This window comes from Sphingobacterium kitahiroshimense, assembly GCF_025961315.1.
Classification (GTDB): Bacteria; Bacteroidota; Bacteroidia; order Sphingobacteriales; family Sphingobacteriaceae; genus Sphingobacterium; species Sphingobacterium anhuiense.
In genome coordinates, this window is record NZ_JAOQNK010000001.1 from 5,577,082 (window position 1) to 5,588,893 (window position 11,812).

Genomic DNA, 11,812 nt, shown 5'->3' on the forward strand with positions numbered 1-11,812 from the left:
AATAGTGAATAAAATGCAAAAGATTCTTTTTTTTAAATATTGACTGTAACATTTTCAAAAATGAGGTACTAATCCTGTATATTAAACTTAATTACATTAAGAGGCTACACGATTAATGATAAAGCCAGACGAACAGCAATTTTTAAAACAGATAGAGCAGAATAAAGGTGCTATCATTAAGGTGTCTCGAATGTATATGGACAACTTAGAGGATCAGCAGGATTTATTTCAGGAAATTGTTATGCAGTTATGGCGGTCTTATGGCTCCTTTAGGAAGGAGAGTTTATTTTCTACCTGGCTGTATCGTGTGGCAATTAACACTGCCCTCATGTATTTCAAAAAGGAGAAACGCCGGCCTGATCAGCATGAGCTTACTGTTGATATTGATGTCGTAGATGAATTTGATTCGGAAAGAAAAGAGGAGCAGTTACGTTATTTCTATCAAGCAGTTCAACATCTGAATCCTGTAGAGAAAGCATTAATCTTTCTGTTTTTGGAAGGACAAAGTCATCGCGATATTTCTATTAATCTCGGTATCTCTGAAGTAAATGCACGTGTTAAATTGAACAGAACCAAAGAAAAATTGCAACAGATTATTAAAACACAAGGTTATGAATTTTGATGAATTAAAAGAACAATGGAATAATCAAGCGGAAAATAATTTTGAGATTGATCCAAATCTTAATCATTATAAATCCGTTGGTAGCATTCTTGTGAAACTGAGGAGAAATATTAAAATGGAATTTTTCTCATGGTTGTGTGCAATTACATTTTTGATGTTATTGCCCAACATTGATACCTATATGATCACAGGATATACAAAAGTTGCCTATTACTTTTTATTACTTCAAATGTGCATATCCAGTCTATTTTACTATAAAAAGTTTTTTTATTTTTATAAAACCACAAAGCAATTTGAACTATTAAGTTCCCGTGAAAATCTGTTAAAGTTGTATTACGATTTAAAATTTTCGATTGAAACTTATAAAATGTCTTCTTATTTATTAGTTCCTCAGGGAATTCTTATTTGTTTCATATTTTTCTCTTTAGGTCATTCTGCGGAGTGGGCAGATAAGATTTATCATTTTGGTGCTACTTGGGAAAATGATTCCTCGTTTATCATATTTTTTATTCTTGGGGTTTTTGCAGGTTTGATTTGTTTGGTTGTTTGTATTGAGTCTATGAGTTATTACTACTATGGCAAATATTTGAAAATGATCAAAAAAAATATCGATGCCCTAGAGGAAGAGTAATTGTAATAAAACTGTTTTATTTTGAGTTATCAATCTTTAAAAGAGTTTCTCAATTCGATTTGTGGGCAAGGTTTTTGTATCTTGATGATCTAATCGAATAAAAGGTTATGATGCAGCATTCAGCTAAAAAAATACAGCGTAGTTCTCATATCATTAGCGTACTTGCTAAATATGGATTTCGCGATATCTTAAACAGACTCCCCTGGAATACCGGTAAAACTTCTTTAGAAATAGGTGTTGATGTCGAGAATATTTCCGTTTACAGACGTATTCGAATGGCCTTGGAAGAGTTGGGGCCAGCATTTGTTAAGCTTGGGCAGTCTGCCTCTACACGCGAGGGTTTATTGCCACAAGAGCTTATTGAAGAATTGAAGTTTTTGGAAGATCGTGTTGATCCATTTAGCATTGATATCAAAAGTTATATTGAAGAGGAACTGGATATTATTTTTGATGATCATTTCGCTTCTATTGATCCAGAACCTTTTGCCGCCGCTTCTATTTCCCAGGTTTATAAGGCGAAACTCATGGATGGAAAAGATGTTGTTGTTAAAGTTCGTAGGCCTCAAGTCGATGAGATTCTGAAAACGGATTTATCTTTAATGCGAGATATTGCCCGGATTTTGGTAGGCTATAGTGAACCTTTGCACAACCTTAATTTACCATTAATTGTTGACTCTTTTGCAACCACCTTGGTTCAGGAAATTTCGCTGTTAAATGAACGTCATAACATAGAGCGTTTCGCCAAAAACTTTAAGGGCAACAGCAAAATCAGTGTTCCTAAAGTTTATCCGAAAATAAGTTCTGATCGTATCCTGACAATGGAATTTATGGACGGTGTTAAAGTGACGGATAAGGAGAAGTTGCAGTCTATGGGGCTTGATTTAGAGGAGATTGTAGATAATGGCATCAATCTTTATTTAGAACAGGTGATCGTACATGGTTTCTTTCATGGCGATCCTCATCCTGGTAATTTACTTGTGCTTCCAAATGGTAAACTAGCTTTTATTGATTTTGGAAATATGGGTAAATTGTTAGGTATAGACCGACAAAATTTAGAAGAGTTTATCCAGGCGGCAGTTTCTTCCAATGCGATGCATCTAGCTGATACGATAGAAGATGTGGCGGTTGTGAGTAATATTCCTGATCGTGCTAGATTTGAACGTTCTTTGTATGAGATTTTTGATCTGATTGATAACGTCTCATTGGGAGATATAAGTTTGGAGTCATTATTTGATAAATTATGGACGATCATTGGGGATAACCGTCTTTATTTTCCTGAATATATCTATCAGCTTATTCGAGGCATATCATTAATGGAGGGAATTGGCAGACAACTCAATCCAAACTTGAATATTATGAAGAGTATAAGACCGTTTGCAAACCGTATTATGCGGGAGCGAATGGATCCAAAATATTTATTTGAAAAAGGGAAGAATAAGGCTTTTTCTTTTGTTCGTGATATTGAAAAACTTCCTGATGATCTTAGAGGCTTATTTAGGCAAATAAAGCTTGGAAATTTCACGCTTAATCACCACTTGATCAGTGCTAAGTCATTTACCCAGATCTTAAGAAAAGGCGTTAACCGTATTGTAATCGGAATTATGGTTTTGTCCTTGAATATGCTTGCAGGTATGGTTATTATCGCGCATGTTGAGCCTAAATTTTTAGGAATTCCAGTTTGGGCATGGGTGTTTTTAGGAACTTCTTTTTCTTTATCGATTTATCTATTTATAGCTATGATACGTGCTAAAAATCGAGATTAGTCAATAGAGGTTAGACATGATATAAAATAATATGATACAAATAAATTTAGAAAATAAGGAAGCATTGGTTGGTGCCAGTTCTGGTGGTATAGGTTGCGCAATAGCACAACAATTAGCCTTACATGGTGCATCTGTCACTTTAATGGCTAGAAATGAAGAGAAGCTGAAAATTGCACTTGCTACATTAGATAGGAGTAGAGGACAGCAGCACCGTTATCTTGTCGTAGATTTTAATGATTTTGAAGAATACCAACGTGTAATATCCCAGTATTTTACTCATCATGTTGTTGATATATTGATTAATAATACCAATGGTCCGAAGGCCGGCACTATTGCAGATCAATCATTAGCAGACTATCAACGGGCATTTGACTTATTATTTAAGACTCACTGTTATACGACAGATCTGGCATTACCTCATATGAAAAGTGCGGGTTATGGGCGTATCATTAATGTTTCTTCGTTAACTGTAAAAGAGCCAATGTCAAATTTGGTATTATCGAACACAGTGCGTACGGCATTAATGAGCTGGAGCAAATCATTAGCGAAAGATGTTGCCGTTCATAATATAACAGTTAACAGTGTATTGACAGGTCTATTTGATACTGCGCGCATTCAATCATTGACACAGATGGATGCGGAGCGTCTAGATATACCGTATGAAGAGGCTTTGTCTTTGCGATTGAAGCAAGTTCCCATGAATAGATTGGGCAGACCCGAGGAGTACGGTTATCTTGTCGCCTTCATCTGTTCTGAGTATGCGAGCTACCTCACGGGATCCAATATTCCACTTGACGGTGGCATGATGAATGGATTTTAAAATAAAAGCCCTTAAGTATTTACTTAAGGGCTTTTATCTGTTTATTTTCTTAATTCAGTACGATTTCTGTATTTACTGTGATAGCCACATCTGCTGCGACAGCTTCAACCCCTGATGGTAATTTATCATTATATTTCATTCCGAAATCAAAGCGATTAATAGTAGTTTTCGCAGTGAAACCAGCCCGTGTCTTTCCCCAAGGATCAGTAATGATTCCTCCGTTCTGAGTAACGTCAAAAGTAACTTTCTTTGTCACATCTCTGATTGTTAGATCGGCGATTAATACATATTTTCCTTTTTTACCTTGTTTAAAAGAAACAGATTTTAATTTCATTGTTGGATATTTCTCTGCATTGAAAAAGTCATCTGATTTTAAATGGCCGTCACGAGCATCTATTCGTGTGTCAATACTGTTGACATCAATCGTGAAATCTAATTTTGCATTATCAAAACTTTCTTTGTTCGGAGCATCAATGGATCCGGATACTTTCGTGAATTCACCATCGACAAAGCTTATCCCTAAGTGATTTACATCAAATCTTGCGTTTGTATGTGCAGGATCTGCACTCCATTTTACTTGTGCTAAGGCGCCATTGATCATTAAGACTGTGGCTGCTACAATTTTCAATAAATTATTCATAATCTTTCTTTTTATCTTTTTTAACAGTAATCTTGTTCAAAATGTTTGTCGATAAACAAATAAATTGTTGTATTAACTTGTACAAAGATGACGAATAATGCTGTTTTAAAAATTGACCTACATCAATAAAATGTACTATTTTTTTGGTTTTAGGATCTGCCTTTTTAATCGGCTTAAAAACTCTTGTGTAACTCCGATATAAGATGCGAGCTGCAAATTAGATATTCTGGGGTATATTTTTGGATAACGTTTAATAAAATCCAGATAGCGCTCCTGTGCCGTAAATCCCAGAGCCGCAATGATGCGATGTTGTGATGCTACTTGAGCTCTTTGGGACATAATTCTGAATAGCCGTTCTACTTGAGTACAATTAGTGAAGAGTTTTTCTTTCTGTTCTCTCGAGATTATTAGTATTTCAGAATCTTCTAAAGCTTGAATATATAATTGAGCGGGTTCTTGATCATTGAAGCTGGCAATATCTGATATCCACCATTCTTCTATAGCGAAGTATAAAATATGTTCTTCTCCATTTGGAGTCAAATAGAAAATTTTAAAACAGCCTTTCTTTACAAATCCTTCAAAATTGCATATTTCCCCTGCCCGCAGAATGAAGCTCTTTTTTTTTACATGTGTTTGGGTGTAACTAGACGTGATCTGTTCAAGTTGTTCTTCTGTAACGGCTATTCTTTTTTTTATGTAATCCTTGAAAATGTCCATGAGATAATTAATTCTGAAATGATATTAACTAGAGACTTTAATAAAAGAAATTTCTTCTAAAGTATCAGAAATCCCAAAGACTTTGTATCCATGTTGATGTAAAGAGTTTAATAACTCTTTTGTTTTTTCAATTCCATTATCAAAAAATCTTTCGTGTATTTCTAATAAAATCTGGCGGATCTCGATGGATGAATTTAGAATACTTTCTATGACGCAATATTCTGAGCCTTCAATATCCATTTTTAGCACATCGATGTAGCTATGGTTGTTTTCAGATACAATATCTATAAGTGATTTCATTTGTACTTCTACCATATTATTCTCATCAACATTTTGATGGTTAATGATGGAGCCGGAGACATGCTCTTTGTTTTTTGGTAAATTGAAATGGGTTATTCTGGTTTCCTTGTCCAATCCGAACGGATGAAAATGAAATTTGGGAGATAGATCTGATCGTTGCGCTATCCATTCAATTGATTTCGGTGTTGGGTCATAGCCATGGACATGGCAATTGTGCTTTTGTATAATGGCATCATCAAAAGAAGTGTCTTGTCCTATTCCAAAAGAGTATACAATCGCATCGGGATGCAGCAGATCTGGATTGACAAAAAATCCACCATAAGAATTTCCGTACCAAACATGTGGACATTTATGTTCGATCTTGAATGATGATATTTTTCCAGAAAGTATTTTATATTGCTTCTTCAACGTGTTGATTAGGCTTGGACTCATATAATTTGTATGTTTGATGGTGGTCGTAAGTTACGATAAAAATTAATTTTAATGATATTCTAATTAATTTAAGGGTGTTAGAAAACCGATTTTTGTTAATTTTTCTGACGCTGCCAATCCATTGGGATTGCAACCTAGTTTTCCTTCAGGAACTTCCAGTCCTTGTTTGTTATAAAAATCTTTCCAAAAGTTGTCTATTTCACCCGTAGCAGGATTGATGAAGGTCATGGGCTCTAAGGTAAAAATTTGAGATTTTCTAAAAGCTCTTTCGATAAAATCGGAACAATAGTAAGTGTTTTCATTTAAAATATAGCTCCAATTGTACGGTTTTCCCAGCATATTTTTTGCAGTTTTTATCGCTAGGGGTATAGCTTTCTGATATTCTTTTTTTAGTCTGTAAACGACTAAATTGTTTTGATTATTTTTTTGAGAATCATAAAAATCTTTTAAGTTTTGACGTATGGATCCATTTTTGGAACTTGCGTGTAAAACAAAAATAGAATCATGCTCAACTTCTAAGAGTCCAATGTGATCAAAAGAATTTTTTTTGTCACGTTGTGTCACACGGTTTATAGCTCCAGATAGATTTTCTTGTTCCGCCTCTACAAAGATAAGATCACCATTTTTAAGGTTTTTAGTTTCAACTTTTTGAGCAAAACAAAGTTGGGATAAAAGTATAACTAGGATGCTGAAGAATATTCTTTGTGCTTTCATGGCATAAATTTACATGCAATTTGATGTAAATAGAATCATTAGCTAAAAATAATTATGTAATGATAGAATGTTTGTATCTTTGCAAGATGGGAAAAATGTATAATGATGTGGTGGAATTATTGCCCGAATTGATTCATTGCTTCAATAATCATTTGATGTTTGATAGCTTAGAGGAGGAAGATGTAATTTCATTTCTTCCAATCGAAGATGAAGAAGTTGCGAAAGAATTTGTAGCTCATACAAATAAGGTATTATCCGACCACTTTGAAGTTGAGGATGGTGAATTATGTTATCCTGAAGACAGTTATTTGGATAAAATTGACAATCCTATTTTCTTTTGGAAGGATTATTTAGGATGCTTTTTTAATTTTGAATTGGTTGAGGATTTGTTGGATAGAGAAGATATAAGAGGAACAAGTTTTGGAACTTACCGAATTACCCATATTGCCTTTATTAACGAAGTAAATAAACGGATCAAAAAAAGAAGATTAAATGGAATAAACCTTGAGTATCGTGTTATTCCAACTCCTTTGGACAGCAATAAACATTGGAATCGTACATACGATAAAGAATTTTAATCAAATCATTATCTATCGTTTTAAACGTTCGCTAAGTACTGTTTTTTTAATGTTTTGTATTTAGTTTTTTGTAAATTGCCCTATTATTTTCTAAGCTATCAGAATAGCTAGCAGTATTCTTCTTGTTTAAATTCCGTTGAAATGAAATATATTTTATTCGTACTTCCAGTCATGGTTTTCATGAGTTGTTCCAATGCGCAACAAGATAAGCCATTAGAGCAGTTAGATAAAAAGTCTGCTCGTGAAGTGGTTTTAGTGACCGAAGTGAAGGGTGATTCAGTCCTGCATATTACTAAACAGCATATCTGGTTTAATGGAGAGCAAATTGCTTCTCAAAGTGATACGATCATTACAGCAAAGAAAGTGAATACCTGGAGTGTTGGGGATTCTGCTCAAACACTTAGTGAAGTTCCTATTTACGTAACCGTACAGTAATTATGAGAAAAAAAACATCTTCAGCGATTAAATTAGTATTAATTACTTCCGTTTTGGCCTCATGTGGAACTGCTCAGTCTCCTCCGGAGGATAAAAATAAACAGCGTGTTTTTATGCGTGCTGATTCTACTGCTCCTTATACAGAAGTTACAAATGATTATAAGGATCAGCATCGTACGGGAGGAGGTATGGGGTCTTCTCTTTTGTGGTTTATGGCCTTTAGACATCTTGGGGGAGGAATGGGATATGCGAACAATAATCTAAATCCCAGTTCTGTTTCTGGTACTAATGCTAAAAAATCTGCTGCATATCAAGCAAAGCGAGGTGGTTTTGGCAATACTGCTGCTTCTTCCCACTCTTCTTCTGTCGGTTCATAATGAAAATTAAACATCTTACGATTGATCCAAATTGGAAATCTAGATTAACGGCTATTGGATATGGTTATCATTCGGATCATGATGAACCTTACTGGATAGATAATTATTACTACGAAATCACTAGTAATGAAGCAGACACTATTTATCAAGCAACAGCTGAGGTTTGGGATATGTGTCTAAAAGCAGTTGAACATGTGATTGCAAATAAGCTTTACGCTTTATTTCATATTCCCGATCATATGGTACCTCATATCGAACAGTCGTGGGAAAGTGAATCTCCTTCAATTTATGGTCGTTTTGATTTTGCTTATGATAGCAGTAAAAGAAAATTAAAGTTACTGGAGTTTAATGCGGATACACCGACTTCTTTATTTGAGTGTGGCATTGTCCAGTGGTATTGGAAAAACCATTATTTTTCAGAATCAGTCGATCAGTTTAATAGCGTACATGAGCAATTGATCACTTCTTGGAAAGATATTAAACCTTATCTCAAAGGTGATATTTTGTATTTCACTTGTGCAAAGGAGACATTGGAGGATCTGACCAATGTAGAATATTTAAGAGATACGGCCACACAAGCTGGCATCCAAACACAATTGATCTACATCGACGATATCGGTTGGAATGGAAATTCATTTATTGATTTAGAGGGTGACTCGATCCAATCTATATTTAAATTGTATCCTTGGGAATGGATGGTACATGAGGAGTTTGGGCACCATATTCTCAATGATATCAATAAAACTCAATGGATAGAGCCTTCATGGAAAATGATACTGTCTAACAAAGCTATTTTACCCATATTATGGGATTTGTTTCCGCATCATGATAACTTATTGCCAGCTTATTTTGAAGAGCAGAGAACACTTAGGAATTACATTAAAAAACCTATTCTATCCAGGGAGGGTGCTAATATCGCAATGTATTATGATAAGGAGCTCATTTATTCAACATCTGGTGCATATGGACATGAAGGGTATATTTATCAAGAGCTGGCCACACTTCATAAAGAAGAATCGGGTTTTTCTATCATAGGCAGCTGGATTATTGGACAGGAACCGTGTGGTATAAGTTTTAGAGAATCGACTATGCCCATCACCACGGATAAGAGTCGATTTGTTCCGCATATCATTAAGCATTGATCAAAAATTGATGGTCCTTTTTATCCCAAATAGACTATTTACTTTTTGGACATTCTAATTCCTGCTTTAAAGTCCGGAATATTTGTTCATATTCTTGGAACCGATGTTCTCTTATCGGCCGAATGTACGGTTCAGTTTTAAAGTATAGCAACATGCATGGTGCAATTTGTTTGTACTTCGGTACATACTCATATGTAATGAATTCTCCATTAGCAATACGCTGTTTTATTTTATTATGATAAGGATACATCTATTTATATTAGCAATATATTAAAATTACTTTTTTTGATAAAAAAAGATTAGTAAAAAGCAAAAATAAGCAAAACGATTAAACCCGTTGCTATACAATGCTTTATAAAACAGTAGTCTTAGTTTGGAACTCGGTGTCTGATAGGTTTTGGTCGTGAAAACACAAGGTTAGGTTACTAATTCGTTACCGATTGATAACGGTAATGATATAGCTTAACTGATTATATTTCAGTCTTTTGCACCCATTTTTATATTCCCTTGTAACTCAATGTAATTTAATTTTAAACATTAAACATTTGAGTTATGGAACAGACAAAAAAGTCCACGTTCAAACTGCTTTTCTACCTGAAAAAGAACGAACTGAAAAAGAACGGTAATGCACCAATTATGGCACGTATTACCATTGATGGAACACCTAAAACTTTCGGAACAAAGTTAGAAATCAATCCTAATAATTGGGATTTAAAATACGGAAGAGTTGAGGGAAAGAGTGCCACCGCTTTGAGCGTTAACCAAAAATTGGATAACATACGTGGACGTATCGACAAGATTTACGAAGATATGCTGAAGCACGAGGGGTTTGCAACCGCCCAAAAAGTAAAGCTCTCGTTTTTAGGTGTTGGTGTAATGGAAGATGCCATACTAAAAGTCTTTAAAGACCAAAACGAAGACTTTGAAAAAATGGTCGCTAAGGGAAAACGCTCTCAAAGCACATATAGCAAGTACAACACTGTTTACAATCACCTTAGCGAATTTATAAGGGAGCGTTACCATCGTGACGATATGGCTTTCCGAGAACTCACTTCTGATTTTATCCGTGAGTTTGATTTCTTTCTTCGCATTGATAAGGAATGTACCCATAATACGGTTTGGGTTTACACAATGCCAGTTATTGCTTTGGCAGAATTGGCTATCAAGAAAGGCTTGATACGGGATAATCCTTTTGAAGATTATGAAATCAGTATGGAAGAAACCGACCGCAGCTACCTTTTAAAAGAGGATGTGGAAACTTTAATGCTCCTGAAACCATCTAAGCCCCGATATGAACTTGTAAAAGACCTTTTTATTTTCAGTTGCTTTACAGGGCTTTCTTACATTGATATTAAGAAACTGAAATGGAGCAATATCCAGTCTTTCTTTGATGGACACCAATGGATAATCAGCAGGAGGAAGAAATCAGATGTTGCCTCCAACGTCCGTCTTTTGGAAATCCCCAAACGCATCATTGAGAAATATCGTGGAGTTACAAGAAATGATTTTGTATTCCCAATGCCATCCAATGCGACTTGCAACACGCATATAGGTAAACTTATTGAGGAAGCGAGTATTGTTACAGAACAGAAAGTTACATTCCACACCGCCCGTCACACATTCGCCACAATGTTTTTGACCGAGGGCGTACCGCTTGAAAGCCTTAGCAAAATGATGGGGCATAAAAATATTTCCACCACACAGATTTACGCCAAAATCACAAGCCAAAAAATCAGTAAGGATATGGATTTAGTTGCCCCAAAATTTCAGGCTATGGAAGAAGCATTTTTAGCCGCAATCTGATTAACTTTTATTACTTCACTACAGAGCAGAACTTAACGGTTCTGCTTTTTTTATGCCCTTACTTTTCGATTATTCCAACCTCTATTTCAGGCTCTCATAGCCTGGTCATTTATTCCATAAAAATTAGAACAGAATATTTCCACAATCAACCGGTAAAAAGGCAGCTAAGTTATAGCGGGCAGCCACCGCACCCACCCACCAATAAAAAAAATGAATGAACGGTTTCCCCCTAAAGGAACCCCCATTAAATCATTTTTTTTCTTGGTCTTCGCTGTTGCCCGCTTGGATTATCTGCTTTCTTTTTTCCGGTTTTTCTTTTGGAAAAAATTATGCGAAGCGAAGCGGAGCAAACCACAACAGGAAGCAGGAAACGAGAAAAGCGAACGTAACAAAATGTACAACTTTTAAAACAGGACGATTATGAACATCACAGGAAGACTGACAAGGGATGCGGAAGTACGCACAACGTCAAACGGAAAACAAGTAGTAAACTTTTCAGTAGCGGTAAACGACAGCTACAAAACCAAACAGGGCGAACGAGTGGAGCAAACCGCCTATTTCGACTGCTCATATTGGAGAACCCCGAACGCAGTGAAGATACTCACCAAAGGTCTATTGGTAGAAGTGACTGGCAGGGTAAGCACAAGAGCGTGGGTAGGCAAAGACGGAGAAGCAAAGGCAGGTTTGAACTTTCATACCTCTGACTTCAAACCGCTTGCAGGAGGCAGGAGAGCCGAAACCATACAGGCTACTGCACAATCTGAAAGCAACGGATTTACAACACAGGGAGTAGATGACGACCTCCCATTTTAACAACGAGTATTCAATCATTTTTTAA

General features: G+C 35.6%; 15 protein-coding genes. 11 read left to right on the forward strand and 4 right to left on the reverse strand.

The annotated features are described in order from the left end of the window. Nucleotides 1-115: 115 nt before the first annotated feature. From M2265_RS23775 to M2265_RS23790, 4 genes are all read left to right on the forward strand, one after another. Nucleotides 116-622 carry an RNA polymerase sigma factor gene (locus tag M2265_RS23775; RefSeq protein WP_021191223.1) on the forward strand — a complete coding sequence of 169 codons (507 nt, stop codon included), beginning with the start codon at nt 116-118 and terminating at the stop codon, nt 620-622. After that, the gene (locus tag M2265_RS23780; protein ID WP_132770132.1) at nt 612-1,253 is read left to right on the forward strand and encodes a hypothetical protein; all 642 of its coding nucleotides are present in this window, start codon (nt 612-614) and stop codon (nt 1,251-1,253) included. Before M2265_RS23775 ends, M2265_RS23780 begins: the two co-directional genes overlap by 11 nt. A 107-nt stretch (nt 1,254-1,360) precedes the next feature. After that, on the forward strand, nt 1,361-3,016 hold the full coding sequence (locus M2265_RS23785) for an ABC1 kinase family protein (RefSeq protein ID WP_132770130.1): 1,656 nt from the start codon (nt 1,361-1,363) through the stop codon (nt 3,014-3,016). A gap of 31 nt (nt 3,017-3,047) precedes the next feature. Next, nucleotides 3,048-3,836, forward strand: a complete 789-nt coding sequence (locus tag M2265_RS23790) for an SDR family oxidoreductase (RefSeq protein ID WP_206368487.1) — start codon at nt 3,048-3,050, stop codon at nt 3,834-3,836. 49 nt (nt 3,837-3,885) lie between these two features. Here the strand turns inward: M2265_RS23790 and M2265_RS23795 are convergent, their stop codons facing one another. The 4 genes from M2265_RS23795 to M2265_RS23810 form a co-directional block, all read right to left on the reverse strand. Further along, entirely contained in the window at nt 3,886-4,476 is a 591-nt protein-coding gene (locus tag M2265_RS23795) for a YceI family protein (protein ID WP_132770128.1), read from the reverse strand. A gap of 135 nt (nt 4,477-4,611) precedes the next feature. Beyond that, on the reverse strand, nt 4,612-5,193 hold the full coding sequence (locus M2265_RS23800; RefSeq protein ID WP_132770126.1) for a Crp/Fnr family transcriptional regulator: 582 nt from the start codon (nt 5,191-5,193) through the stop codon (nt 4,612-4,614). A gap of 24 nt (nt 5,194-5,217) precedes the next feature. After that, entirely contained in the window at nt 5,218-5,925 is a 708-nt protein-coding gene (locus M2265_RS23805) for an FkbM family methyltransferase (protein WP_132770124.1), read from the reverse strand. 63 nt (nt 5,926-5,988) lie between these two features. Continuing rightward, nucleotides 5,989-6,639, reverse strand: coding sequence for a YiiX/YebB-like N1pC/P60 family cysteine hydrolase (locus M2265_RS23810; RefSeq protein WP_132770122.1), 651 nt, complete (start codon nt 6,637-6,639; stop codon nt 5,989-5,991). 86 nt (nt 6,640-6,725) lie between these two features. Here M2265_RS23810 and M2265_RS23815 point away from each other — a divergent pair, with 86 nt between their 5' ends. The 7 genes from M2265_RS23815 to M2265_RS23845 all read left to right on the forward strand — a co-directional run bounded on the left by M2265_RS23815 (nt 6,726) and on the right by M2265_RS23845 (nt 11,787). Beyond that, the gene (locus M2265_RS23815) at nt 6,726-7,217 is read left to right on the forward strand and encodes a hypothetical protein (RefSeq protein WP_021191216.1); all 492 of its coding nucleotides are present in this window, start codon (nt 6,726-6,728) and stop codon (nt 7,215-7,217) included. Between the two features lie 141 nt (nt 7,218-7,358). Next, nucleotides 7,359-7,652 (forward strand): hypothetical protein, encoded by a 294-nt coding sequence (locus M2265_RS23820; protein ID WP_021191215.1) that lies wholly within the window; start codon nt 7,359-7,361, stop codon nt 7,650-7,652. 2 nt (nt 7,653-7,654) lie between these two features. Further along, nucleotides 7,655-8,029 (forward strand): hypothetical protein, encoded by a 375-nt coding sequence (locus M2265_RS23825; RefSeq protein ID WP_132770120.1) that lies wholly within the window; start codon nt 7,655-7,657, stop codon nt 8,027-8,029. Beyond that, a complete protein-coding gene (locus tag M2265_RS23830; RefSeq protein ID WP_132770117.1) occupies nt 8,029-9,171 on the forward strand; it encodes a glutathionylspermidine synthase family protein in 1,143 nt (380 codons plus the stop codon). Before M2265_RS23825 ends, M2265_RS23830 begins: the two co-directional genes overlap by 1 nt. A gap of 552 nt (nt 9,172-9,723) precedes the next feature. Next, nucleotides 9,724-10,974, forward strand: a complete 1,251-nt coding sequence (locus tag M2265_RS23835; RefSeq protein WP_264599368.1) for a site-specific integrase — start codon at nt 9,724-9,726, stop codon at nt 10,972-10,974. Between the two features lie 210 nt (nt 10,975-11,184). Further along, nucleotides 11,185-11,382 (forward strand): hypothetical protein, encoded by a 198-nt coding sequence (locus M2265_RS23840; protein ID WP_132772560.1) that lies wholly within the window; start codon nt 11,185-11,187, stop codon nt 11,380-11,382. 12 nt (nt 11,383-11,394) lie between these two features. Then, on the forward strand, nt 11,395-11,787 hold the full coding sequence (locus tag M2265_RS23845) for a single-stranded DNA-binding protein (RefSeq protein WP_055133026.1): 393 nt from the start codon (nt 11,395-11,397) through the stop codon (nt 11,785-11,787). Nucleotides 11,788-11,812: the final 25 nt, after the last annotated feature.